General features: G+C 72.0%; 21 protein-coding genes. 8 read left to right on the top strand and 13 right to left on the bottom strand.

Annotated features, from left to right (window positions below; all coding sequences use genetic code 11):
• Window positions 1–26: 26 nt before the first annotated feature.
• Window positions 27–1,361 carry a S41 family peptidase gene (locus WME85_RS50790; RefSeq protein WP_437832779.1) on the bottom strand — a complete coding sequence of 445 codons (1,335 nt, stop codon included), beginning with the start codon at window positions 1,359–1,361 and terminating at the stop codon, window positions 27–29.
• A 399-nt stretch (window positions 1,362–1,760) separates the two neighbouring features.
• On the opposite strand from WME85_RS50790, the gene WME85_RS50785 reads away from it, so the two are divergent.
• From WME85_RS50785 to rpsT, 4 genes are all read left to right on the top strand, one after another.
• Window positions 1,761–2,348, top strand: a complete 588-nt coding sequence (locus WME85_RS50785; protein WP_437306284.1) for an RNA polymerase sigma factor — start codon at window positions 1,761–1,763, stop codon at window positions 2,346–2,348.
• Window positions 2,345–4,009 carry a hypothetical protein gene (locus tag WME85_RS50780; RefSeq protein WP_437832777.1) on the top strand — a complete coding sequence of 555 codons (1,665 nt, stop codon included), beginning with the start codon at window positions 2,345–2,347 and terminating at the stop codon, window positions 4,007–4,009. The genes WME85_RS50785 and WME85_RS50780 overlap by 4 nt, the downstream gene beginning before the upstream one ends.
• A gap of 107 nt (window positions 4,010–4,116) precedes the next feature.
• The gene (locus tag WME85_RS50775; RefSeq protein WP_437306282.1) at window positions 4,117–4,305 is read left to right on the top strand and encodes a hypothetical protein; all 189 of its coding nucleotides are present in this window, start codon (window positions 4,117–4,119) and stop codon (window positions 4,303–4,305) included.
• Between the two features lie 13 nt (window positions 4,306–4,318).
• Window positions 4,319–4,606: a 30S ribosomal protein S20 gene (gene rpsT / locus WME85_RS50770; protein WP_437505983.1), complete on the top strand. Its 288-nt coding sequence runs from the start codon at window positions 4,319–4,321 to the stop codon at window positions 4,604–4,606.
• A gap of 277 nt (window positions 4,607–4,883) precedes the next feature.
• Here the strand turns inward: rpsT and polA are convergent, their stop codons facing one another.
• The 7 genes from polA to WME85_RS50735 all read right to left on the bottom strand — a co-directional run bounded on the left by polA (window position 4,884) and on the right by WME85_RS50735 (window position 14,819).
• A complete protein-coding gene (polA, locus tag WME85_RS50765; RefSeq protein WP_437832775.1) occupies window positions 4,884–7,586 on the bottom strand; it encodes a DNA polymerase I in 2,703 nt (900 codons plus the stop codon).
• A gap of 33 nt (window positions 7,587–7,619) precedes the next feature.
• Window positions 7,620–8,951, bottom strand: coding sequence for a carboxypeptidase regulatory-like domain-containing protein (locus WME85_RS50760; RefSeq protein ID WP_437832773.1), 1,332 nt, complete (start codon window positions 8,949–8,951; stop codon window positions 7,620–7,622).
• 16 nt (window positions 8,952–8,967) lie between these two features.
• Entirely contained in the window at window positions 8,968–9,174 is a 207-nt protein-coding gene (locus tag WME85_RS50755) for a hypothetical protein (protein ID WP_437832771.1), read from the bottom strand.
• A 105-nt stretch (window positions 9,175–9,279) separates the two neighbouring features.
• Window positions 9,280–11,214 carry a S8 family peptidase gene (locus WME85_RS50750; RefSeq protein WP_437832770.1) on the bottom strand — a complete coding sequence of 645 codons (1,935 nt, stop codon included), beginning with the start codon at window positions 11,212–11,214 and terminating at the stop codon, window positions 9,280–9,282.
• A 460-nt stretch (window positions 11,215–11,674) separates the two neighbouring features.
• Window positions 11,675–13,210: an aminopeptidase P family protein gene (locus WME85_RS50745; RefSeq protein ID WP_437832768.1), complete on the bottom strand. Its 1,536-nt coding sequence runs from the start codon at window positions 13,208–13,210 to the stop codon at window positions 11,675–11,677.
• Between the two features lie 94 nt (window positions 13,211–13,304).
• Entirely contained in the window at window positions 13,305–14,045 is a 741-nt protein-coding gene (locus WME85_RS50740) for an SDR family oxidoreductase (RefSeq protein ID WP_437832766.1), read from the bottom strand.
• 168 nt (window positions 14,046–14,213) lie between these two features.
• Window positions 14,214–14,819, bottom strand: a complete 606-nt coding sequence (locus tag WME85_RS50735; RefSeq protein WP_437832764.1) for an HdeD family acid-resistance protein — start codon at window positions 14,817–14,819, stop codon at window positions 14,214–14,216.
• Between the two features lie 474 nt (window positions 14,820–15,293).
• Between WME85_RS50735 and WME85_RS50730 the strand changes: the two genes are divergently transcribed.
• Window positions 15,294–16,115, top strand: coding sequence for a hypothetical protein (locus tag WME85_RS50730; RefSeq protein ID WP_437832763.1), 822 nt, complete (start codon window positions 15,294–15,296; stop codon window positions 16,113–16,115).
• 31 nt (window positions 16,116–16,146) lie between these two features.
• On the opposite strand, the gene WME85_RS50725 is transcribed toward WME85_RS50730, so the two are convergent.
• Window positions 16,147–16,692: an HdeD family acid-resistance protein gene (locus tag WME85_RS50725; RefSeq protein WP_437832761.1), complete on the bottom strand. Its 546-nt coding sequence runs from the start codon at window positions 16,690–16,692 to the stop codon at window positions 16,147–16,149.
• A gap of 122 nt (window positions 16,693–16,814) precedes the next feature.
• Between WME85_RS50725 and WME85_RS50720 the strand changes: the two genes are divergently transcribed.
• Window positions 16,815–17,003, top strand: coding sequence for a hypothetical protein (locus WME85_RS50720; protein ID WP_437832759.1), 189 nt, complete (start codon window positions 16,815–16,817; stop codon window positions 17,001–17,003).
• A gap of 261 nt (window positions 17,004–17,264) precedes the next feature.
• Complete coding sequence (gene trpS / locus WME85_RS50715) at window positions 17,265–18,317, top strand: tryptophan--tRNA ligase (protein WP_437832758.1); 1,053 nt, start codon at window positions 17,265–17,267, stop codon at window positions 18,315–18,317.
• A 209-nt stretch (window positions 18,318–18,526) separates the two neighbouring features.
• Here the strand turns inward: trpS and WME85_RS50710 are convergent, their stop codons facing one another.
• Complete coding sequence (locus WME85_RS50710) at window positions 18,527–19,867, bottom strand: FG-GAP repeat domain-containing protein (RefSeq protein WP_437832756.1); 1,341 nt, start codon at window positions 19,865–19,867, stop codon at window positions 18,527–18,529.
• A 445-nt stretch (window positions 19,868–20,312) separates the two neighbouring features.
• Between WME85_RS50710 and WME85_RS50705 the strand changes: the two genes are divergently transcribed.
• Window positions 20,313–20,987: a glutathione S-transferase family protein gene (locus tag WME85_RS50705; RefSeq protein WP_437832755.1), complete on the top strand. Its 675-nt coding sequence runs from the start codon at window positions 20,313–20,315 to the stop codon at window positions 20,985–20,987.
• Window positions 20,988–21,219: 232 nt separating this feature from the next.
• On the opposite strand, the gene WME85_RS50700 is transcribed toward WME85_RS50705, so the two are convergent.
• The 3 genes from WME85_RS50700 to WME85_RS50690 form a co-directional block, all read right to left on the bottom strand.
• On the bottom strand, window positions 21,220–21,507 hold the full coding sequence (locus WME85_RS50700; RefSeq protein ID WP_437832754.1) for a hypothetical protein: 288 nt from the start codon (window positions 21,505–21,507) through the stop codon (window positions 21,220–21,222).
• 267 nt (window positions 21,508–21,774) lie between these two features.
• The gene (locus WME85_RS50695) at window positions 21,775–23,124 is read right to left on the bottom strand and encodes a DUF1552 domain-containing protein (RefSeq protein ID WP_437832752.1); all 1,350 of its coding nucleotides are present in this window, start codon (window positions 23,122–23,124) and stop codon (window positions 21,775–21,777) included.
• Window positions 23,125–23,167: 43 nt separating this feature from the next.
• On the bottom strand, window positions 23,168–24,853 hold the full coding sequence (locus WME85_RS50690) for a DUF1592 domain-containing protein (protein ID WP_437832751.1): 1,686 nt from the start codon (window positions 24,851–24,853) through the stop codon (window positions 23,168–23,170).
• Between the last annotated feature and the right edge of the window lie 409 nt (window positions 24,854–25,262).

Here is a 25,262-nt window from a genome sequence, read left to right as displayed (position 1 = left end):
CATGAAGGCGGATCGCCCGCGCTGCGCTAGCGGCCCGCGGGGATCGCGCGGAGGAGCTGCTGGTAGCCGACGGCGAGCGCGAAATCGCTGCCGCGGGCGGGGTCGGCGGGCACGTCGCCCTCGGGGCCGCGCGCCGCGGCGGCGGCCTCCGCGCGCTTCTCGACGAGCACGGCCCTCGGCGAGCCGGCGAGGCTCGACCCCTCGGCGGGGAGGTGCCCCTCGAGGTCCTGCTCGCGGAGGATGGTGGCCGGGAACTGCTGCTGCGCGCTCTCGATGACGACATCCGGGCGGATGCCCTGGGCCTGGATCGAGCGCCCCTTCGGCGTGTAGTAGCGCATCGTCGTGAGCCTCACCCCGGCGCCGCCGGGCAGCTCGTAGATGGTCTGCACCGAGCCCTTGCCGAACGTCGTCGCGCCGACGACCGTCGCGCGCCCGCTGTCCTGAAGGGCGCCCGCGACGAGCTCGGCGGCGCTCGCGGAGTACTCGTTCACCAGCGCGACGATGGGCAGCGAGGCGAACGCGCCGCCGTCGTGAGCCTTCGCCTCGTCGACGACGTGGCTGCGCTGGCGGGTCGAGTAGATCGTCCCCGACGAGAGGAACTCGTCGGCCACGGCCTCCGCCTCGTGGACGAGGCCGCCGGGGTTGTTGCGCAGGTCGAGGATCACCCCGGCGAGCGGCACCCTGGATTCTGCGCGCAGCCGCGCCGCAGCGCGGAGCATCTCCTCGTAGGTGCCGTCCTGGAACTGCTTCAGGCGGACGTACGCGACGTCCCGGTCGAGGCGCTTGGCCGCGACGCTGGTGACGTGGATCTGCTCCCGCGCGAGGTCGAACGTGAGCGGCTCGGCGACGCCCTGCCGGCGGATCGTGAGCTTCACGCGGGAGCCTGGGGGCCCGCGCATGATCTTCACGAGCTTGTCGAGGCGCTCGCCGCGCACAGGGCGCCCGTCGATCGCGAGGATCTGGTCGCCGGAGCGGACGCCCGCCCGCGCCGCCGGCGAGCCCTCGATCGGCGCGATCACGGTGATGTTGTCGTCCCTGGCGTCGACCTCGATGCCGACGCCTCCGAACGTCCCCCCGGTCTCCTCCTGGAATTGCGCGAACTCCGCGGCGTTCATGTAGGCCGAGTGCGGGTCGAGCTCCGCGACCATGCCCTTGATGGCGCCGTCGATGATCTTGTTGCGCTGCGCCGGCTCGACGTACTGGTTCTCGACGAGCACGAGCACGCGCGCGAGCTGCTCGAGGGCAGCGTAGGGGCTCTGCGCCTGTGTGCTGGCGCCCGCCAGGTGGGAAGTCGCCGCCCCCCCCGCGAAGGCCGCCGCGATGAGCCCCAGGGTGCGCATCCAACTCGAGAAGCGTCGCATCCGCCGACCATAGCAGCGCCGCGGGCGGCCGCGCTCGGAGCGCAGGCGCCCCGGCCGCGCTCGGCCCGGCGGCTGCCCCCGCCATGTCCCCCACGGGGCGCGGCGGCGGCGCCGAGCCGGCTGGCAGCGCGCCAGCGCGGGCGTACGGACCTTCCAGTCGACATCGCGCCGAGGCGCCCAAGGTCCGGGCGCATGGTTTGTCCTAGGAAGAGTGTTCGGCTATCTTCGCGCGCCTGAACGTGGAACTTGCCTCCTCATCGTCCAGCTTCGCCACCGCGAAGCAGGGCTCGCCGCGAGGGGCTCCTCTCGCCGAGACGGTCAGCGGCCGTCGCGAAGGGCGGTCCGCGGCTGCGCTGTCGTCCGTGCGCGGGAGACAATCCGCACCCCGAGGCGGCTAGGATGGCCAAACCCACCGATCGTGAGCTCGTCGATCAGGCCCGGAGCGGAGATGCCCAGGCTTTCGGGGTGCTGGTTCGTCGTTATCAGAAGCGCATCTTCCGGCTGGCGTTCCACCTCGTCCGCTCGGGCGCGGAGGCAGAGGACGTGACCCAGGAGACCTTCGTCCGGGCTTACCAGGCGCTCGATCGGTTCGACGGCCGGAGCGAGCCGTTCACCTGGCTCTACCGGATCGCCGTGAACCTCTCGCTCAACATGATCCGGGCCCGCAAGCCGAGCAGAAACTCGACCCCCACGGACGATCCGCGGATCGAGGCGCTGCTGCTCGAGACGCGCCCGAGCCACGGGGTCGATCCGGCCGCGACGACCCAGCGGCGCGAGCTCGCGGCCGCGCTCTGCGACGGCATCGACGCGCTCTCGGACACGCTGCGGACGACGCTCATCCTCGTGTGCATCGACGGCGTGCCGCACGAGGACGCCTCCAGGATCCTGGGTTGTCCGGAAGGAACAGTTGCCTGGCGCGTCCACGAGGCGCGCCGCAAGCTCCGCGTGTACCTCGCGGAGCGCGGTTTCGGAGGGGACGCCGAATGAACGTCACCAGCAAGCTCGACCTCGACGGGATGCTCAACGACTGGCCTGCTCCCGCCCTCGATGAAGCGGCGTGGGAGACGCGGGCAGCTCGCATCGTCGAGGTCGCTCTATCCCGATCGGAGGCCCGATCGGAGGCCCGATCGGAGGCCCGATCGGAGGCCCGATCGGAGGCCCGATCGGAGGCCCGATCGGAGGCCAGTCGAGCGGAGGACCAGGCGGCGCAGGCCGCCCTCCTCGCAGCCCCCGACCTCGCCGCCGAGCCAGGCGAGGAGCAGGCGGGGGACATCTTGCGCGAAGTACATGCAGCAGGAGAAGGCAGCACCATGGCGGATGGATCACAAGCAGACAGGGCCGCGAAGTCTGAAGCGAGCCTGTCGGGCGGCAGCGCCTCGCGCCCGCCGGAGCGGAAACGCCAGTCCTTGAAGGAGATCGCCGAGCGGGCCAGCCAGGCGCCGGGCCGCTTGAGCGGCGCGCCCGGCGCGAGCGGCTCGGCGACCGCGACGCCGCTGCCGTCCGGGCGCGGCCCGCTGTCGACGCCGCTGCCGCCCGGGCGCGGTCCGCTGTCGACGCCGCTGCCGCCCTCGGGGCGCGGCTCGATGCCGCCCGGTCGCGTGTCCACACCGCCGGGGCGCGGCTCGCTGTCCGGCAGCACCCGCGCGTCGTCGCCGTCGCTGCGGACAGGCGAGGGGGTCACGGAGGACTCCGGCGTCATCGATCTCAACCGGCTCAGCGCGTCGGTGCCCCCGGAACAGGTGGAGGCTGCCGGCGGCGTGCAGCCCGGCGCGGCCGAGTCGCTCGAGGACGAGAAGCCGGCCGAGGTCGCGGCGGTGTCGGCGCGGAAGCCGCGCGCCGTGGCAGCGCCCGCAGCCGACGCTGCGGCGAAGAAGCGATCCGGCGGGATGATCGCCGGCGTGGCGCTCGCGGCCCTCGGCCTGGCCGCGGCGGTCGCGGTGATGGTGAAGACGCCGAAGGCGTCATCGCCGCAAGACACGGCGGCCGCGCCGGCGGCGGCCCCGGCGCCCGCGGCGCCCCGCGACGACAGGCCGGCGGAGCCCGCTGCTCCGGTCGCCGCGGCGCCCGCCGCGCCGGCGGTCAACGCGGAGGCGGAGCAGCAGCCCGTCGAGGCGGCGGAGAAGCTCGCTGCGGCGCCCAGGGCGGCAGCGGCGCAGGCCGGCGCTGGCGCTGCTGCGCCGGCGGCCCCCGAGGCGCACGCGGCGCCCGTCGCGGCGCAGAAGGCAGAGCCGCAGGGCAAGGTGGCGGCGGCGCCGACAGCGCCCGGCAAGCCGGGGGACCTGCCGTCCGCCATGCAGGCGGCCGTGGGTGACGAGGCGGAGAAGCAGCCGTCGGTGGTGTCCGAGGCGCCGGTGCCCGCCTCGGGCCCGCTCCGGGCGCAGAACATCCCCGAGCAGCCGTCGCAGGGCTCGGTCCAGGCCGCGCTCGGCTCGGTTATGGGCAACGCGAGGGCGTGCGTGGCGGGCGCGGACGACGTGTCGCGCGCGCAGATCACCTTCTCGTCGACCGGCCAGGTGAGCAAGGTCAGCGTCAGCGGCTGGGCGGCGGCGAACGGCCAGTCGAGCTGCGTGCAGTCCGCGCTCAAGGCCGCGAACGTGGGCCCGTTCTCCAAGCCGTCGTTCTCGGTCAACGCCTCGATCCGACCCTGATTCCGACGCGGACTCCGACGCGGACTCCGACGCGGACTCCGACGCGGATCGAGCCGACAAACGTCCCGGTTGACACGAGGGCCCCCGCAGGTAGAATGCGCGCCCCCATGGTTTCCGCGACTCAGCAAACTCAGCGCATCCGTCGGCGCAAGGCGCGCACGGCGGGCACCCGTCGCAAGCGCTTCGAGCGCGCGCACGGCACCCCCAAGTTCCCGATCCATCCGGCGGGTTACGATCAGAACGCGCCGGACGCCCTGCGCGATGCCACGCCCGCCGAGGCGCAGGCGAAGAAGTAGGAGAGCTTTTCTCATGGCCAATCACGCATCCGCCGACAAGCGCAACCGCCAGCGCATCACGAGGACCGCGCGCAATCGCGCCGCCAAGTCGGAGCTCCGCACGATCGTCAAGAAGGCGCGCACCGCGCTGAAGGGCGTCCCGCAGGAGTCCACGGCGCTGGTCACCACCGCGGTGAGCGCGCTCGATCGCGCCGCGTCGAAGGGGACGATCCCCGCCAAGCGCGCGTCGCGTGTGAAGAGCCGCCTGGCCCTCGCCCTTCACAAGGCGAGCGTCGCCGCCAAGACCGCCGCCGCCAGCTGAGCACACCTTTCCCGCACGTACGCCCCGCTCACCGCAAGGTGAAGCGGGCGTCGTCGTTTTGTCTCCTCGCAACACCGTAGCCCCTCGCTGCCGTTCCGCCGCCGCCGTCACGGCCACGGAGAGCGTGTCTCCGCCCCTCTCCAACCGATGACGCCAGCGGCGGGCACCCGCACAGGAGACGGGTCCAGCTCGGCGTTTTCGGCGCGGAGGCGTACTCCGGTACGCCGAGCACCGAAAACGCCGAGATGGGCCCGTATCCGAAGCGGGTGCCCGCCCCTCAATGAGCGTCGGCCCAGGTGGGTCCGTGGCCGATGTCGACGACGAGCGGCACGTCGAGCGGGAAGACCGACTCCATGGCCTGCCGTACCTTGGCCTTCGCCTCGTCCACCGCGCCGGCCGGCACCTCGAACGCGAGCTCGTCGTGCACCGTGAGCACCATGCGCGCGCCGGGGACGACGGGGCGCGGGACGCGGACCATCGCGAGCTTCAGGAGATCCGCCGCGGTCCCCTGGATCGGGGTGTTCTGCGCGATGCGCTCGGCCTGGGCGCGGCGCATGCGGTCGCTGCTGCGCAGATCCGGGAGCAGGCGGCGCCGGCCGAGCAGCGTGCGCACCGACTCGGAGCGCTTCGCGTCGGCCATCGTCTGCTCCATGAACTCGTGCACGCCGCGGTAGCGCGCGAAGTAGGCGTCGATGAAGCGCGCCGCCTCCGCGCGCGAGATGTCGAGGCGCTTGGCCAGCGCCGACTCGCCCATCCCGTAGATCACGCCGAAGTTGATGGTCTTGCTCCGGCGGCGCATCTCGTCGGTGACCCCCGCCTCGTCCACCCCGAAGATCTCCATGGCCGTGCGCACGTGCACGTCCTGCCCGGTGCGGAAGGCGTCGACGAGCACCGGGTCCTTCGACAGGTGCGCGAGCACGCGCAGCTCGATCTGCGAGTAGTCGGCGCTCACGATCACGCTCCCGGGCGGCGCGACGAACGCGCGCCGGATCATCCGGCCGAGCTCCGTGCGGATCGGGATGTTCTGCAGGTTCGGGTCCTGGGACGAGAGCCTCCCGGTCGCGGCCACGGCCTGGCCCCAGCGCGTGTGGATCCGGCCCGTGACCGGGTGCACGAGGCGCGGCAGCGCGTCGACGTACGTGCCCTTGAGCTTGGCGATCATGCGGTGCTCGAGCACGACGCCAGGGAACGGGTGGTCCTCCGAGAGCGTCTCGAGCACGTCGGCGTCGGTCGAGCGGCCCGTCTTGGTCTTGCGCTGCGAGCGCAGCCCGAGCTCGTCGAACAGCACCGCCTCGAGTTGCTTCGGCGACGCGAGGTTGATGTCGTGCCCCACCAGCTCGCGCGCCTTCTCCTCCAGCGCCGCGAGCTCGGTCGTCATCTGGGCGCCGAGCTGCGCGAGCGCCTGCGGGTCGACCAGGACGCCGGTGAGCTCCATCTCCGCGAGCACCGCGGAGAGGGGCAGCTCGATCTGCACGAGCAGGTCCTCGAGCCGCTCGGCGCGGAGCCGCGGGCGCAGCCGATCGGTCAGCGAGAGCGCGACGTCGGCGAACGCCGCCCCGAAGCTCGAGGCCTCGCCGAGCTCGATCTCGTCGAGGGCGCGCTGCGCCTGGCCGCGCCGCTTCGGGGCCACCTCCTCGAGGGTCTGCATCTTGGCGCCGAGCTCACGCTCGGCGAGCTCGTGGAGCTGGTTCTTCGCCTCGGGATCGAGCAGGTAGCTCGCCAGCATCGTGTCGAAGGCGACGCCCACGATCCCGATGCGGTGCCGCAGGAGGATCACCTCGCAGAACTTGACGTCGTGGCCGACCTTCGGGAGCTCGGGGTCGGCGAGCAGCGGGCCGAGCACCGCGTCGACGTCGCCCATCGAGAGCTGCGCCGGCGCGCCGAGGTAGCGGTGGCCGAGCGGGACGTAGACGGCCTGCCCGGGCTCGCAGGCGAGCGCGATGCCGCAGACGTGGGCGCTCATGGGCTCGCGGGTCGTCGCGTGCACGTCGAGGGCGAGGCGCCCGGCCGCGCGCGCCGACCTGGCGAAGGCCTCCAGCTCCTCGCGCGTCGCGATGACCCGGTAGGTCGCCGCGCGCGCGGCGGGCTCCGGCGCGCGGACGGCCTTCAGGAAGCGCGAGAAGCCGAGCTCCGTGAAGAGCTCCCGGAGCCTGCCCGTGTCCGCGCCGCCGTAGCGCAGCGTCTCCAGGTCGAGCGAGACGGGCGCGCTGCCGTCGAGCGTCACGAGCTTCTGCGACAGGAGCGCGTCGGCCTCGTTCTGCTTGAGGGACTCGCGGATGCGCTGCTTCTTCACCTCGTCGAGGCGGGCGTACAGCGAGGCGAGCGATCCGAACTGCGCGAGCAGCTCGGCGGCCGTCTTCAGGCCGACGCCGGGGACGCCGGGGACGTTGTCCGAGGTGTCGCCGACGAGCGCGAGCAGGTCGCGCACCTGCTCCGGCGGCACGCCGAACTTGGCGACCACCTCGGGGTGCCCGTAGACCTTGTCGCGCATCGCGTCCCAGAGCATCACCCGGTCGTCGTCCACCAGCTGCATGAGATCCTTGTCGCTCGACGCGATGACGACGCGCAGCCCCCGCTCCTTGGCCCGCTCGACGGCGACGGCGATGAGGTCGTCCGCCTCCAGCCCTTCGTGGATGAAGATCGGGATGCGGTACGCCTCGACGATCTCCCGGCACCGGTTCATCTGCACCCCGAGGTCGGGCGGCGGCGGCGGCCGGTGCGCCTTGTAGCGCGGGTCGAGATCGTCGCGGAACGTCCTGCCCGCGGAGTCCATCGCCACGCCGAGGTACGCGGGCTTCCGCTCGTCCACGAGCTTCGTGAGCATCGCGACGGTGCCGAACGTCGCATGAGTCGGCTCGCCGCTCGGGCTCGAGAGCGGGCTGATCGCGTGGTAGGCGCGGAAGACGTAGCCCGAGAGGTCGATGAGGTAGAGGACGTCCGGAGCTCCGGCCGGGGGAAGCGCGGTGGGGCGCGTCGACATGACGGACCTCTAGCACCTCGGCGCGCGGCCGGTTCAGCGAACCACGACGTCGCGCCGCATTGTCACCTCGAGGACGCGGCCCCCGCGGTCGACGCCGACGGAGACGCGCGTCCCCGCCGGGCCGCGGAGGCGCTGGATGCAGTCGGCGAGCGGGAGATCCGTGGCTGGCTCGCCGTCGATCCGGACGATGACGTCGCCCTGCGCGAGCCCGGCGAGCGCCGCGGGCCCGCCCTCGATGACGTCCGCGATCGTCACGCCGCTCGACGAGACCGCGAGCATCGCGCCGATGCCCGTGAGCTCCTCGCGCGAGCCGCCGTCGCCGAGCAGGCGGAGCTCGATGTCGGCGCGCGCGGAGCCAGCGCCGCGCGCGTCGAGGCCGGGCACGATCTTGCTCACGTACTGGTCGTGCCGCACGCGCACCGAGAACGGCCCGCTCGCCGGCACCCCCTGGAGCTCGTAGTCGCCGTTCGAGTCGGTGAGCGCGAGCGAGATCGCGTTCGCGCCGGACGAGGTCGCGGAGTCGAGCTCGACCTGGGCCTCGACGACCGGCGCGCGCGAGTCGGCGTCGACGATCCTGCCCCGCAGGGTCGCGCCCTGCGGCAGCACGATGCGCACGCGGCGGGCGGCGACGCCCGCCTCGACGTCGACGGGCGCGCTCCGCGTGGGCGGGCGGCCGGGCGCGCTCACCGTCAGCACGTAGCGACCCGGCTCGAGGTCGTTCAATTGAAACGCGCCGCTCGGGTCCGACACCTTGCGCGCGCGGCCGTTCACGCTCCCGTGCGCGCCGGAGCCGGACGGCAGGAACGACTCGATCGCCAGCAGGTACTCCTCGACGGGCCTGCCCGATTGATCCACGACCTCGCCCGCGATCGAGCCCCCGGCGATGAGGTGGAGGATGTTGTCGCGGCCGGCGGCGACGCGCGCGGGCTCGGTGTCGCCGAACGGCGGGTGCGTCGCGACCGCGGTGCAGCCGTCGGCCTCGGGCGGCAGCTCGAAGCGCCCCTCGGCGTCGGCGACCGCTGACAGGCTCGGCTCATCGGTGCACCTGACCGTCGCGCCGGCGCCGGGGCGGCCCTCTGGATCGACGACCGCGCCGCGGACCGGCCCCGCGCGCGCGGCCGTGGTCTCGCGCGGCGGCGGCGGCGGCGGGGGCGCCGGTGGCTCGGCCTCGACCTCGCGCGCCGTGTGCTCGGGCTGGGGTGGGGCGAGCCGCGCCGGGGCGGGCTCTTGCCGCGCCGGCATCACGGGGGCGGGGCGCGGCAGGAGCAGCCAGAAGAGGAGCGGCACGACCAGGAGCGCCACGGAGAGCAGGGCCGCCGAGAGCCAGGCCCTTCGTTGCGCGCCTGCCGTCCAGCCCTCCGCCATGCCGTCCTCGGCCGGCTCAGCGGCCGGCGTCCGCCTGGCCTGCCGCGCCCTCGTCCGCGCCTTCAGGGGTCGCGCTCGTGTCGGCCGGCCCGCCAGGCGGCGCCTCGTCGGTGGGGCCGAGCGCGGGGCCCTGGGGCTCCGCGGGCCACGGCGTCTCGCTGGAGGAGCCGCCGCAGGCCCCGAGGAGCAGCGTGAAGGGTAGAAGCAAGGTGCCGGGCCGCATGGCCGGCATCCTAGCTCGTTTTGGAGGGGAGGTCTCGGGAGGGGAGGTCCCGAGGAGGACCGGGCTCGTCGCCCGGTCGCGGAGCGATCGCGGGAGCGCGCCGGATCAGCGCGTGGAGAGGTTCGTCCGGGCGATCCAGAGGCAGGCGGCGGCGTTGACCGCGCACCAGACGACGAGCGCGAGCTGGCCGAGGGGGCCGGCGACCTCGCCGAGCGTGACGACCGAGGTGAGGTAGGCTGCGGTGCCGACGGAGAAGCCTGCGATCGCCGGCCGGAGCTTCTTCACCCCGAAGAAGAGCGAGGTGAGGCCGAGCGGGACGAGCGCGTTGGCGAGCGGCAGCCAGCGGTGGACCGACGCGCCGACCAGCAGGTCGAGGTCGGCGATCGGCCGGGCCAGCACGTCGACGGCGAGATCCACGCGCGACAGGAGCCACGGCGCGAAGAAGAACAGCCCTGGCCCGGCCGCGAGCGCGGGGAGGAGGAAGCTCGCCCGCCACGGGCTCGCGGCGGTCGCGTCCTTCTTGCGGGCGCGGCGGCCGACCCAGGTCGCGAGCAGCAGCAGGGCGACCAGCCGCACGATGATGTGGCTCTGCGTCACGCGCGCCACCGAGCTCGCGGCGTCGAGCACGCCCGCCCCGTAGAGGAGCTTGCCGCTGTCGGAGTCGTCGACCACGCGCGCGCCGGCGCGGATCGCGTCCTCGACCGCGCGCGGGTCCGACACGCCGAGGCCCACGAGCAGCGCCGCCGCGCCGGCCACGTGGGGCGCGGCCATCGAGGTGCCGTTGTACGCCGGGTAGGGAGCGTCGCAGTTGCCGCGCCCGCGGTTGCAGATGGTCTGCTGCCTGACGTTCACGCCGGGCGCCGAGACGTCGACGCCCTGGCCGCGCGACGAGAAACTCGCGATCTTGTCGTTCGGGTCGGTGGCGCTCACGCCGATGACGCCGTCGGACGCGCCGGGGAACTGCACGCGCCCGCCGGTGTTGCCGGCCGCCGCGACGACGACCGCGCCGCGCGAGATCGCGTAGTCGATCGCGCTCTGGAGGACCTTGGAGTTGCGCGGGCCGCCGAGGCTCAGGTTGATGACGTGGGCGCCGTGCTCGGCGGCCCACCGGATGCCGTCGGCCACGTCGGCGGTCGTGCCCCAGCCGCTCTCGTTCAGCACCTTCACCGGCATGAGCCGCGCGTGGAACGCGAGCCCTGCGGCGCCGATGCCGTTGTTGGTCGACTGCGCGATCGTGCCGGCGACGTGCGTGCCGTGGCCCTGGTCGTCGTTCGCGTGGTTCGTCTTGGTGACGAAGTTCCAGCCCTCGACGCACTCGGTCGAGGCGAGGTCGGGCGCCTTGACGAAGGGTCCGTGCGTCTCGCACGCGATGCCCGTGTCGACCACGGCGACGGTGACCCCGCGGCCCGTGGCGAAGTCCCATGCCCGCTCGGCGCCGACGCGCGCCATGTGCCACTGGTCCTTCAGCAGCGGGTCGTTGGCGACGAAGAACGCGCGCACCTTGGCGAGCGGCTCGGCCGCCTCGACGCGCGGGTCCTGCGCGAGCCGCTGGAGCGTCGCGCTGACCGGGCCGTCCACGGTGGCGATGTGGATCCGGGTCTTGGCGGCGAGCGCGGTCGGCTCGAGGTGCAGCGAGAAATCCCGCACGAGCCCCGCGAGCGCGCCGTCGTCGATGTCGTCGCGCGCATCGACGACGATCTGCCCGGGGACGTCGCAGCTGGTCTCGTCGAGCGCGGAGGCCGTGCAATCCAGCGGCGCGCCCGCCGTCGCGACCGGCTCGTTCAGGACGTCGAAGCCGCCCAGCGAGGAAGCGATGTCCGCCGGCAGCGCCGGGTTGACGTAGCCTGGCAGGCGGGGCTCGAGCATCCCTGGCGAGCGCGCCGCGAGTGCGCCCCCGGCCTCCCGGCCGTCCGTCCCGTCGGCCCTGGCCGTCCCGGACACGGCGACCACCGCGGCCGCGGCGAGCAACGACGTCGCGAGCGCGCGCCCGGTTGGATGAAAGGCGGTCCCTGACCCACGCTGAAGGCGAGACTTGTGCATAGCGGCTCCTCATCGGCAGAGTAGCGCCGCTACCCCCGGGCAGCCATCGCTCCGGCGCCGCCATACCCGCTCGCGCCCGCGCGGCCGCGACAAGGCCCCAGCCCCCTCAGGCTCGACCCGAGCCGCCGCGTCCCCCGCTCAACCCGACGAGCCCGACCGTCCCCACCGCCTCCCCGTTGCACTCCAGAAAAGAGCCGCCGGCGGAGGGGGAGCCGCGCGCGGGGGGCGGCGGGGGTGGGCCCCACAAACCCGAGCGCCGGTCCGCACCGCAGCGGGTCGCCCCCGGACCCACCCCACCCGTTCATCAGGCAATAGCCACCAAAAGGCGCGAGTTTGTGGGGGGACCCCCGCCGCCCCCCGCGCGCGGCTCCCCCTCCGCCGGCGGCTCTCCCTGCGATCGTGAGCTCCCCTCCCCCGGGCCGGTCGACGCCTCCCCGCCCCGCCCCGCCCCTGGCTCAGGTCACTGGCGCGCGCCCCAGAGTCCGGCCATCCACGCTTCCACGTCGCTCACGGTCCGCGGGATATCGTTCGAGAGGTTCCGATACCCCGTCTCCGTGACGAGGATATCGTCCTCGATGCGCACGCCGATGCCCCGGTAGCGAGCCGGGACCGTCTCGTCGTCGAGCTGGAAGTAGAGCCCTGGCTCGACCGTGAGCACCATGCCCGGCTTGAGCTTGCCGAACTTGTAGACCTGCTGCCGCGCCTGCGCGCAGTCGTGCACGTCGAGGCCCAGCATGTGGCTCACGTTGTGGAGCGAATACCGGCGGTAGAACTGCTTGTCTTCCTTGAGCGCCTCCTCGGCGGAGACGTGGAGGATGCCGAGCCGCTCGAGCCCCCGGGCGAGCACCCGCATCGCGGCCCGGTTCGGCTCCATGAAGTCGTTCCCCGGCTTCACCTCGGCGATCGCCGCCTCCTGCGCCGCCAGCACGAGCTCGTAGATGTCGCGCTGCTCCGGGGAGAACTTCCCGTTGATCGGCAAGGTCCTGGTGATGTCGGCCGTGTAGAGCGCGTTGCCCTCGACGCCCGCGTCGAGCAGGAGCAGCTTGCCCGGCTCGAGCGCTCCGTCGTTCCTCGTCCAGTGCAGGATGCAGGCGTGGTGGCCCGACGCGGCGATGGTGCCATAGCCGACGTCGTTGCCCTCGACCCGGGCGCGCAGGTTGAAGATGCCCTCGACCTCTCGCTCGCTCCGGCCGCCGGGGAGCGCGCGGATCACGTCCTCGAAGCCGCGCTTCGTCGACGCGACGACGGCCGCGAGCTCCTCGACCTCGAGGGCGTCCTTGAGGAGGCGCATCTCCGAGAGCGCCTCGCCGAGCTGCTTGTCGCGATCGTGCTGAGCGAGGAGCTTGTCGACGCGCTTGGAGATGCCGCGGAGCACGCGGTGGGGGCGCGTCACCGTGCCGACAAGGCCGCTCAGGTAGGCGTCGAGCTCGGGGAGCCCGCGGCACTCGTCGACGCCGAAGCGCGCGCGGCTCTGCTCGACGCCGAGGCGGGGGCCGACCCAGAGCTCTCCCTTCGCGCGATCGGTGAAGAACGTCTTGTCGCTGCGGCCGGGGTTCGGCTCGACGAAGAGGATGTCCCGGTGCCCGCCGCCCTCCTGCGGCTGCAGGACGAGCACGCAGTCGGGCTCGAGGTTGCCCGTCAGGTAGAAGAAGTCCGAGCCGGGACGAAAGCGGTAGTGCGTGTCGTTGGACCGCACCTTCTCGTGCCCCGTGGGGATGATGAGCGTCTCCGCCGGGAAGAGCTTCGAGAGGGCGCGACGGCGGGCGGCGAACACCTCCGCATGCGCGATCGGCGCGGGGAGCTCGCGGGGGGCCGGCGCCCACCGGTCCAGCATGAACGCGACCAGCGCTTCCGGCAGCGTCGAGTCGTGGCTCGCCGGCTTGGCCTCCCCGGCGACCGCGGCCGCGGGCGCCTCGGCCGGGCCGCTGCCGGTGGGCGCGCTGTGGGCGGGATCGGCCTGGAGGGGGGCGGCGCTGGTCTCGGGCGTGTGGCTCATGGGACTCAAACTATGGGTCGATCGGGCGCGGTCGTTCAAGCCAAAGCGCGCGCCCGACCCGCCGCGCGGATCCCTCCGTACGGCGGCCGGCGCGTCACGCGACCGAGGCGCCGCCGTCGATCGCGAGGATCTGGCCGGTGATGAAGTCGTTTTCGGCGAGGAACACCACGGCGCGCGCGATGTCCTCGGCCTCGCCGAGGCGCTGGAGCGGGATGCGCTCGCGGAGGCGGGCGAGCGTGGCCTCGTCGTAGGAAGAGGGCGGGAGGACCGTCCCGGGCGCGATGCCGTTGACGCGCACGTCGGGGGCGAGCCCGACGGCGAGGCCGCGAACCAGGTGCGCGAGCGCGGCCTTCGAGACGGAGTAGGGGATGTAGTTCTTCCAGGGGCGCTCGGCGCTCACGCAGACGATCGCGACGACGCTGCCGCGGCAGGCGCGGAGCGCCGGAGCGAGCTCGAGCGTGAGCAGGTACGGCGCGGTCGCGTTGAGCTCCATGGCGCGATCCCAGGCGTCGACGGACAGCTCGGCCGGCGGGACCCGCTCGAAATTCGCCGCGTTGTGGACCAGCAGGTCGAGCCGGCCAGACGACCACTCGAGCGCCGCGCGGGCGAGGCGGGCGAGCGCCTCGCGGTCATGGAGATCTGCCTGGAGCGCGACGGCGCGCCGCCCGAGCGAGCGCGCCTCGTCGACGACGGCGCCCGCGCCGGCGCCGCTCGTGGCGTAGTGGACGGCCAGGTCGGCGCCGGCGGCCGCGAGCGAGCGGGCAGTCGCGGCGCCGAGGCGGGTGCCGGCGCCGGTCACGAGGGCGACACGGCCGGTCAGGGGGGCGTGGGGCATGCGGTTTGTGTAGCCGATGCGGGGCGCCGCGCGTCGAGGCGACAGCATCGACACCCGCCAGGGCGGTCATCGGACCGGCGCGAGCGGCGAGGACCCCATCGCGGTGTCCTCGCGAGCTCCGGGTCGAGGGCGCCCCCGCCCGCCCCGCGGGCTCCCGCGGCTCGGTGCTCAGATGCGCGCGCCCGCCACCGGTCGGGCGCGCGCGCCGATCCCGATCAGCAGCATCGACGAGCCGCCGATGAGGAGGTCGACGCCGACGAGCAACCCGATCGCCCACGCGGCGGTGCTTGGCCAGCCCCACCAGATCAGGGCTCCGAGCACCAGCGAGACGAGCCCATCGAACAGGAGCCAGCCCCACGCCGGCATGTCGCGGTGCTGGAAGGCACGAACGGTCCTGAGGAGGCCGTCGGAGACGAAGAACACCGCGAGGATCAGCGTCAGCGTCACCTTGCCTGTCACCGGGAAGAGGATGATCAGGACGCCCGCGGCGATCTGGACCAAGGCGCTCACGAACGACCAGACGGAGCCGGCCCACCGCCGGTTCAGGGCGGCGTGGACCCCCTGGAAGACGCCGCTGACGGCCAGCAGGCATCCGATGATCACCGCGGAGACCAGCGAGGCGATCGCAGGCATGAGCATCGCCAGGGCGCCAAGCATCATGAGGGCGATGCCGAGCCCCACGAACGAGCCGCGGTTCTCCTGCACGGTATCCGCGTCGACCAGCGTTAATCCGAAGCTCGTCGTGCGGTGGGAGCCCTGCAAATGATCAGCCATGTGCGTACCCTCCTCTGCTGGACCGGAGTCCTCACCGGGACCGGGATCCAGCACCTCACCAGCGTGCCTGCTCGCTGCCATGAGCGTCTCGCTCGCTCCCCCGGGAGCGGCGCGGCAGCGGGCGGGCCACGGCGAACAAGGTGCCGCCCTGGAGGGACGTCAAGTTGCTCGCCCCCTCACGCCCACAAGATGGCGGATGGCATGCAACGGGCTGGCGGTTCGAGAGGAAGAGCCCAGCGCTGACGCGAGCAAGCAAGCAGGGAGAGCCACCGAGCCGCAACCGAGCGCCGCGACGCAACGTCCACGAGGGGCTGGCGCGGGAGGCGAGCCTCGACGCGGTCGTGATCGGCGTCTCGGTCCATGACGATGTCGTCACGCCGAGCCACCGCGTGGAAGCCTGCGCCGAGAAGGGCGCGGCGCCGCCGTTTTTTTCTCCAGGGACGCGCGCCGTGGCACGCTGCGCCGGCTTTGCGCATGCCCCCGACACGCCGAAGCTCCGCCCAGGAGCGCTCCAGGGAGCTGACATGGCGCCTGTGCGCCCTCGCCGCCGCGCTGCTGTGCGCTGCGGGATGCAAGGAGAAGCTCGGCTCGATCGACCTGCCGGGACTCGAGCTGCCCGGCCTCGATGGACCTGACACCGGCGCTGCCGCGGCGCCGGCGAGCGCCGCCCCGCGCGCCCTCGCCAGCGCCGCCCCGCGCGCCCTCGCCAGCGCCGCCCCGTCCCTCGAGTGCGACGAGCTGCCCTCGGCGGAGGAGGAGCGGCGCGCGAAGCTGCCGCCCCTGACGGCGCTCGGGAAGGCCGTGCCCGCGGAGCCGTGGGAGCCGCCGCCGTACGAGGTGCTGCCCGGCGTGACGCTGCCCGCGAAGATCGCCGCGAAGCTCGAGCAGATCGACCTGGGCTACGCGCGGCGCACGCGCGAGCACCTCGTGATCACGAGCGGGACGCGCGACGCGAACCGGCAGGCGAGGGCCATGTTCACGAAGCTCAGGCTCGGAGAGGATCTCCTCCAGCTCTACCGGAACAAGGCGGCGGTCCAGGAGATCAAGAAGGCTTACCAGGCGAGCTCCAGGAAGCCGCCGGAGCAGGTGGTGGCGGCCATGGAGGCGGTCATCCAGGACCAGATCGACCGCGGGATCTACGTCTCGGCGCACCTGCGCAGGGGCGCCGTGGACGTGCGCAACAGGACCATGTCGTCGAAGGAAAGGCGCGCGTTCCTCGAGAGCGCCAGGGAGGTCGAGGGCGTCCTGGTCATCGACGAGACGACGCCGCCGCACTACCACCTTCAGATCGACTGACCGGCGCGCCCCGCTCGGCCGCGCCTCAACCTCAAGGCGCGCGCAGCAGCGAGGCGGCGGCCGACAGGCGCCGGAGGCGCAGCGAGAGCCCGAGGAGCAGGAAGCCCACCGCGACCGCGAGCGACCCGATGAGCCAGCTCAGCGCCAGCACGCCGGCCGCCGGCAGCGCGACCATGAGGACGCCGAAGATGACCGAGGTGACGCCGCTCAACCCGAGCCAGAACTCATTGGCGATCACGTGCCGGAGCCGCACCGCGCTGATGATCCTGAAGATGCCCATCACGACGGCCCACGCAGCGACGACGCTGTAGAGCGTGAGCGCGGTGAGGATCGGTCGCCAGAACGTCAGCACGGCGATGGCGACGCCGAAGATGCCCTCGACAACGGAGTAGACGCCGCCGCGCCCGCCGATCGCTGACGCGAAGGCGGCGCAGCCGTCGAGCAGCGCCCACACGCCGAACAGCAGCACGAGCGTGGCGAGCGACGGGAGCGGCCACAGGAAGAACAAGGTCCCGAAGACGATCCCGACAAGGCCCCTCACGGCCAGCACCCACCAGTAACGACCCAGCGACTCCATGCCCCACCCCTCCTTCCGCCGCTCACAGCGAACGGCCGCGCGCCGCCTGAGGACGCCGCGCGTCTCCTGGCGCGGAGCGCTGTGTCGCTCTTGCCCGCACGGCGTCACGCTGCCCGGGCTGGATGCACGTCCCCTGCCTGGACACGGCGAGCGAGCTGCTCAGCAGCTCCGAGCGGGCCCATCGGCGCGTCGGCGACCGAGCGCGGACCGCGCGCGACGCCCGCCTCGTCGATCCGGAGTGGGCGCTCGATGCGCGCGAGGGCGAGCCGCTCAAGCCGTTCGACCAGGAGCACATCCACCAGCTCTATTGACTCGCCTTGATTCTCGATCTCGCTGCACGCCGGCGAACGCCGTCGTCCCCCGCCGAGCACCGGCGCCTTCACGACGGGCCCGCGCGCGGCGCGAAGAGCCCGCGGCCCTCGACGGAGCAGCGCGCGGCGCGAAGAGCCCGCGGCCCTCGACGGAGCAGCGCGCGGCGCTTGCCGGAAACAAGCGCCTGGCCGGCTTGATGGACGGGCTTGTTGCCAGCGGCCAGAGCTCGCCTTATAAACAACCGATCACGGGGCACGCGAATGTCAAAGAAAGTCATCTTCTCGGGGATTCAACCTTCAGGGCGCCTCATGCTCGGCAACTATCTTGGTGCCCTGAAGAACTGGGTGAAGCTGCAGGACGACTACGACTGCCTGTATTGCCTGGTCGACATGCACGCGATCACCGTGCCTCAGGACCCGAAGGAGCTGCGCAGCCGCACGTATGAGGGCCTGGCGGTGTACCTCGCGGCCGGGCTCGATCCGAGCAAGAACATCATCTTCGCCCAGTCGCACGTGCCGGCTCACGCGGAGCTCGGCTGGCTTTTGACGTGCAACGCGTACATGGGCGAGCTCTCGCGCATGACGCAGTTCAAGGACAAGAGCGCCAAGCAGCAGCAGATCGGCGTGGGGCTGTTCTCGTACCCCGTGCTCATGGCCGCCGACATCTTGCTCTACCAGACCGATCTCGTGCCCGTGGGCCAGGACCAGAAGCAGCACCTCGAGCTCACGCGCGACATCGCGATGCGCGTGAACAACACCTATGGCGACGCCGAGACCGCCAAGGACGGGACGGTCACGGTGAAGAACCCGATCTTCCGCGTGCCCGAGCCCTACATTCCGCCGGTCGGCGCCAGGATCATGAGCCTGCAGAACCCGACGGCCAAGATGTCGAAGTCGGACGCCGACCTGAACGCCACCGTCTTCCTCGACGAGAGCGACGACGCGATCCGCAAGAAGATCAAGCGCGCCGTGACCGACTCCGGGAGCGAGATCGTCTTTGCTCCCGAGCGCGAAGAGAAGGCCGGCGTGACGAACCTCATCTCGATCCAGGCCGCGATCACCGGCAAGGACCCGGGCGCGATCGTCGAGAGCTACACGGGCAAGCAGTACGGACACCTCAAGGTGGAGACGGCCGAGATCGTCGTCGAGCTCCTGCGCCCGCTGCGCGAGAAATACCAGGCCTTGCTGCAGGACAAGGGCGAGCTCGACCGCATCCTGGCGCGAGGCGCCGAGCGCGCGGCGGCGCGCGCCGAGCCCACGCTCCGGCGGATGTACGAGGCCGTGGGGTTCCTGACGCGGGCCTCCGTCCGCTGAACCAGGGCCCGCTGCGCGGTGGTGCTGTCATTTGCCCAGAGAGGGTTCACATGAAGGCGGTAAGGCGGGAAGATCATTGAGATTTTCTTCCCGCCTTACCGCCTTCATGTTCAAATGACGGCGCTACCCGCCGCGCCAGGGGCCTGCTCGCCGGGGGGGCGAGATCAGGAGGGGTTAGCCAGGGGCGGGCGCGCTGCGCGCGGGAGCGCTCAGGGCGACGTCGCGCAGCCGCGGCCGCGGAAGACGACGAGGCCGTCGAGCTGGACGCCCACCGCGTCAGGGCACCCGTTGCAGTCGAAGTCGGTGATGCCGAGGCCGAACCCGTCGATGTCCTGGAAGGTGCCGGGGAACGGCGCCGGCCGGCCATCGAACGTGCCCTCCGGGGTCTGGACGAACAGCCACATCTCGGCCGTGTTTCGGCTGACCGCGACGAGATCGCTCCGCCCGTCGAGGTTCATGTCGGCGATCTGCAGGCCCCCGGAGAGGAAATACTGGTGGTCCTCGATGGTGAGGAGCAGCTGTGGCGCCGCCAGGCTCCCGAGCCCATCTTGCAGCAGGATCCACACCCGCATCGGGCCGTCACTGTACTCGTGCGTGATCGCGGCGACGTCCTGGAGTCCGTCGTTGTTCACGTCGCCCACCGTGACGGACACCGAGGAGACGCCGGAGCTCGGCGGCGCTGTCTCGAAGAAGATCTGGGGCCCGCTCGTGTCGAACCCGCGCGCGCCGTCGTGCGGGAAGACGGCGACGCCCGCGCCCACGCCAGCCATCGCGATCACCGCGTCGGGGAGCCCGTCCCCTGTCACGTCGCCCGTGGCGACGCCGGACATGAAGACGCCGGCCGGCAGATCGTGGGTCAGCTCGAAGCCGCCCTGACCGTCGCCCAGGTAGACGAGGAGCTTGCTGCCGTAGCCGATCCCGACGATGTCGAGGTCGCCGTCGCCGTCGTGGTCCACGGCGCGCGGGGAGAACGTGGCCGGCCCGGCGATCGGCCTGGGGGGCTCGAAGTCGCCGCCCCCCTGGTTGCGGAGGAAGACCAGCCCCTCCTGCTGAGCAACGACGATGTCGAGCGCGCCGTCGCGATCCGCGTCGAGCAGCAACGTGTCCTCGACGGAGTTGGCGGGGGTGGGAGGGGTGTGGATGATCTGCCCGTTCAGCTCTCGCACCCTCGGGTGGGTATGCAGATAGAGCTCCTCGCGGTCGGTGCCTACAAAATCGAAGCGCCTGTCACCATCGATGTCGCCCAGAGAGAGGTGCCCCATGTAGACGCCCGAGGGATCGGTGGGGTACACGATGCCAGGCTTGAGGTAGTAGCCGCTGCCGTCGCGCGGCTCGTCGCCAGGGTACGGGCCCGAGCACCGATCGACCGCGCCGCTGCTGCTCGACGCGCCGACGACGCTCTCGGCCCCTCCCGACCGGATGACGGGCCTGTCCGCCGAGCCGACGCCAGCCGCCGCGTCGTCCTGCGGCGGATTGGCCGGATCGCTTTGCGTGGAGGGATCAGGAACGACAACCGAGCTGTCACACCCCGCGCCGAGGCCGATAAGCAAGCAACAAGCAAGAAGTGAGCGTCCGCTGCTGTGTCGCGCGATGTTCACAAGCTACCTCCGAAGGATGGGTAAGCCCCGCGAACCAGAGCGGTCCCGGGACGCGCCCGCCCCGCGCGATCGGCGGGGGCGGGTCGACCATGCGGTGCAATGAGCGAGCCGCGCATTCATCCCGCAGAACGAGCCGCGGCGCGACCTCCGGGAGGGCGACCGGGACCGGCTCGGGAGGTCGGGAATCGGGGTGCAGCTGCCCCAGCGCCGGTCGTGCCGCTCGTGGTGAAAGGAGCGCTGCCGCCGCCGCTGCTGGCACCGCCGCTGGCACGGACGGTGGCACCGCCGTCGCTGCTGGCACGGCCGCTGGCATCACGAACGCGCTGCGCAGACCAGGCATCGCCCTGGCGCCCACAGCGCATCGCCGATACGGTCCCGCGGGAAGGAGAAAGACGAGATGGCCAGGATCAAGATCACCGCGTTTGGCTGGGTACCGCCTTTTGCTCAGGGGCTGGTGCGTGACGTCCGGGTGCGCTGGGCGCTCGAGGAGGCGGGCCTCGCCTACGAGGCGCTGCTGATCTGGCCCGAGGATCAGGAGTCCGAGCGCTACCGTGACCTTCAGCCTTTCGGGCAGGTGCCCGCCTACGAGGAGGATGGCCTCTTGCTGTTCGAGTCCGGCGCCATCGTGCTGCATATCGCCCAGCGCTCCGACGCGCTCATGCCGTCCGACCCTGGGGCCCGCGCGCGCGTGACGTCGTGGATGTTCGCGGCGCTGAACTCGGTCGAGCCGTCGATCCAGCAGCTCGCCGCGATCGATCTGTTCTACGCCAAGGAGGAGTGGGCGAAGCTGCGCCGGCCGTCGGCGGTCGACGCGGTGAAGGCGCGGCTGGGGAAACTGTCCAGCTGTCTGGAAGGCCGCGACTACCTCGAGGGGCGCTTCACCGCGGCGGACGTGCTCATGTCAACGGTGCTGAGCATCCTGCGCCATACAGAGCTCGTCGACGAGATGCCGGTGCTCGCGGCCTACTGCAAGCGGTGCGAGGCGCGGCCCGCCTACCAGAGAGCGATGGCCGATCACCTGGCGCCCTTCGCCAAAAGCAAGGAGCAGTACGCCCAGAACGACCGGCCGTGAAGCGGCGAGCAGGCTCGCCGGCCTCATCAGGTCACGGAGTAGACGGACGAAATGAAGGAACCCAGGCGCCCCGGTGGAGCGCGAGGAGAGGACGCCACGGAGACGCGAGGATCCGAGCAGATCTCCTGCCATCGCCCCGGTCTCCGTGCCGCGCGCCCCCTCCGGCGCGGGCTCCTCGCGGCGGGTGTGCGCGCGCGGCGCACCGCGAGATGCTCGACGGAACGTTCCTCGATCAGTTGACGAGGAAACAGCCGATGTTCCGAGCGACGCTGTGACACGACGGCATGGTCACGTCGCCGGGAAGTCCCGTACGATCGCGACGGCACCTCCCCCCGGGGAGGATCGTCAGGATCGCGTCGGCCCGCGGCCCCGGCGGGCCCGACATCGTGCAGGATATCGTGTAGTCCGGCGTCGCCTCGACGGGCGACGCGTCGTCCGCGAACACGGGGCCCGCCAGGAACCCGAGCGCCCCCAGGAACGCGAAGCCGAGGCCAAGGTGGACCTTGCGAAGAGTGCTCATGATGGTACCTCCCCCTTCGAGCGAGGCGCAGCGCGCACGGTGCAGCGATGACGTCCCGTCGTCCCGTCGGAGGTGCAAGCAAGATGCCTTGGACACCATTCCGGCGCTGCACAACCCGTCGCCCCCTCGCCGAAGGCGCCAGCTCTGCCAGGGACCCCGGGCGCCGGCCACCTTGCCTGGTCGTCCCGCGGTCAGCCTCTCCGAGGAGCTCCCTGTTTGCGCCGTTCTCCTGGCGGCTGGGCCGCCGAGGGCGTCAAGCTCCGAGGCTCACAGGCCGGCGATGGGCCCGCTCGCGGGGTCGCCGTACTTGTCCAGCTCGACGCCGAAATAGTTGATGATCGAGCAGTGCAGTCCGCCGGTCGGGACGTTGCTCGCCTGGACGACGCGGCCTGTCTCGAACCCCCCCATGTGTCCGGCGAGCATGATGGGCATGTTCTTCCGGCCGTGGGAGTCGCCGTCGCCGTTCTCGGACGTGTAGAGCACGAGCGACTCGTCGAGGAGGTTGCCTGTCGCCGTCGAGGCGGCCTTCATCGCGTTCAGCAGGTAAGCGAAGCGGCGCACCTTGAACCGCGAGGTCTGGACGACGCGGGCGTTGGCGATGCGGATCGCCTCCGCCTGCGGCAGCCCGTCCAGATCCGTCGCGCGGTCGCGATCGCCGAGCTTGTGCGAGATGAAGTGATCGCTCCAGTCCCCCACGCCGTCCGGCAGATCGTAGCCGGCGAAGTCGAGGCCCCAGCTGTTCGAGTACTGCAGGACGAGCACCCGCGTCAGGTCGCAGGTGAGCGCGAGCAGCCCGAGGTCGATCATCTGCTTGAACTTGCCGTGCAGGTCCTGCACCCGCTCGGGCTTGCCGGGCGCGGTGCAGCCCGACGCGGTCGTCGACTGGATCTGCTTCTCCAGCTCGAAGACCGACTCGAGGTGCTGCTCCACGCGCGCCCGGTCCGCCGCGCCGAGGCGCTGGTTCAGGCGCCTCGCGTCCTCCCTCACCCAGTCGAGGACGCTGGCGCGGCGCCGCCGGATGTCGTCCATCTCCTCGCTCGGGTTGCCCAGGTTGCTGAAGAGCGTGTCGAACACCTTGGCCGGATCGCGGAAGGCGTCCTCGACCTCGCCCCCGTCCCGGAACGAGATGAAGCCCTGCGTGACGGCCGTGTCGCCGGTCGGCGACAGGTTGAGGCTGCGGTAGGGGGTCCCGGCCGCGATGTGATCGGCCAGGTACTGGTCGAGCGTGGCCTTCTTCGGCACGGCCTGTCCACCGCCGTCGGTGTGGGCGCAGAGCGCCATCGCCGGGCTGTGGATGTCCGAGCAGATCACCTGGTGGTCGATGCCCGACACCATCGTGACGTCGCGCCAGATGGCGTCTCCCGCCGGCCACTCGCGCTCGGCGGCGAAGCCCTTCATGTCCACGAGGCACGGCGTCAGCCCGTCGGCCGAGAGCGGCCCCGCCGCGCGCGGGTGCCACGCGCCGGGGTCCGTGCCATTCGGGACGAAGAACGCCACGAAGCGCTTGGGGGCGTCCTCGGGCGCGGCGCTGGCGCGCCTCGGCCGCATCGCGTCGAGGAACGGCAAGGCGACCGCGACGCCGGCCCCGCGGAGCAGAGCTCTTCTCGAGATCTTCACTGGCGACACTCCTCTTCCGTCCGTCGGACGCTGTGCGAGCCCATCACTCTGGCACCCTCCGCAGCCGGAACGCCGGCGATTGCACGATGGCGGTCAGGAAGGAACGGAACCGGTTGCCGTCCTGCGCGAAGCCCTCCGCGGCGGCGTCGATGGCGCAGCGGTCCTCGGCCGCCGGCTCGCGTCCCTGGGTGTAGATGAACAGCTTCTCCGCGACGCACGCGGCCAGCTCGGGGCTCTTCCTGAGCTCCGCGGCCAGGCCGGCGAGCGAGTCGAACGACTCGTTGGCTGCGCCCTCGAGGCGCGGCTCCAGCCCGAACTCGTCGATACCGATGCTCCCGTCGTAACGCCCCTGCTTGTCGTACTGGGCGAAGCCGACGCCGATGGGGTCGATGCGCGCGTGGCAGCCGGCGCACCCCTCCTGCGTGTTGCGCTTCTCGATGACCTCGACGTAGCTCAGCCCGGAGAGCTCGCTCTCCAGCTGCTCGAGGAGCCCCGCGGGGATGTAGATCTTCTCGCAGAGGAAGGCCGCGCGGATCCACTGGCCGCGCACGGCGATCAGGTCGCCGTCGTTCTTCGCGCTGATGAGGCTCGCGTGCGTGAGCAGCCCCGTGTTCGCCCGGTGGTGGCCGGCCGGGAACTCCACGCGCGTCACGCCGTCTCCCGGGGCCTCCAGCCCGTAGAACTTCGCGAGCGCCGGGGTGAGGTACGTGTGGTTCGCGGTGAGCGCGTCGAAGAAGTCGGCGCCGGAGGTGAAGGCGTGCTCGCCGAGGACGCGCTCGCTCTCGGCGATCATGTCCTCGAGCAGGGCGGGAGTCCACGACGGGTCCGGGTTCACCGGCGGGCGGAGCTGCTCGAAGGTCAGCCACTGCTTGAAGAAGGCGTTGAAGAAGAGCTGGGTCCGCTCGTCTTCCACCATCTCCTGCGCGACAGCGAGCAGGCCCGCGGAGCTATCGAGCTCGCCTGCCTCCGCCCGCGCGAGCAGCTCCTCGCTCGGGGTCCGGCCCCACAGCGTGAACGAGAGCCGCGAGGCGAGCTCGAGCGGCGTGAGGGGCGACGTCTCCTCTCCGCCCGCGCCGACCTCGACCCTGAACAGGAAGCTCGGCGAGGTGAGCAGCGCCTCGATGACGAAGCGGAACGCGTCCTCCCTGTCCCGGGCGACCTCGCTCGCGCGCGCGACCATGTCGCTCGCCTCCTCGGCGGACAGCGGCCTCCGATACGCCAGCTTGCCGAAGCGGTGGACGAAGCGCTCGAGGCAATCGGCGGCCTCCGGCGCGCAGCCGAGCACCGAGGTCCGGCGCGCCTCGTCGGCCATGAGCTCCTGGCCGAGCGCCTCCGCTGTCGCGAGGTAGGCGCGCAGGTGCTGGTCCGACACGTTCTGGAGGGTGGAGATCGTCCGGAAGCCGCCCTGGCCCGTGTCTTCCGGGATGCTGTCCACGACGGGCGGCTCGGCGAGCTGGAACAGGTCCTGGAGGGTGAGCTGGTACTCGAGCCTGGACAGGCGGCGCAGGACGCTGGGGCTCGTCCGGGCGACGCTGCAGTCTTGCGCCGTCGGCTCCCCCGTGACCGGGTCGATCGTCGGCGGCGCTTCATCGCCGGCCTCGTCGCCGAGCTGCCCGGTACAGGCAGCCGCCGTCAGGCAGGAGAGCGCCAGGGCGGACATGCCCGCCGCGAGGGAACGACGGAGGGACGGTACCGGTCGATCGGTGTCGGGCGGCATTGTCTTGCTCATGGGTGACCAGCCATTCAGGTGGAGTGCACCCGGCGCACGCCGAGCCATTCCGGCGATGCGCCGTGTCGTGGTCTGAGGCGCACTTTTGAAGCAAGGCGGTACGCACGCGCCCCGGCGTCAGCTCGAGATGAGAGCATATCTCATATTCCCGGTGAGCGCTTTTGTGATCGTCGCCGGCCGCGCCTTCACCCCGGGGCCGCATTTTACACCTGCACTCCCTTGGAGCGACCTGCGCGCGACGGCAACGCGTTGAGGGCCCGGGCTCCCCCGGCGGGGCTTCCGGAGGGCGCCATCGCCGAGCGGCCTCGCGGGTTGCTGCGCAGTCCAGCCGACGTGAGATCACGATGCCTGTTCGGCGCGCTTGTGTTCATGGGGGCTGTTGCGCCGTCAAGTCGACGTGAGATCACGA

The organism is Sorangium sp. So ce1153 (assembly GCF_051521595.1).
In the GTDB taxonomy this organism is placed as follows: Bacteria; Myxococcota_A; Polyangia; order Polyangiales; family Polyangiaceae; genus Sorangium.
The sequence above is the reverse complement of the archived record's forward strand: the minus strand, read 5'-3'. Positions and strand labels throughout refer to the sequence as shown.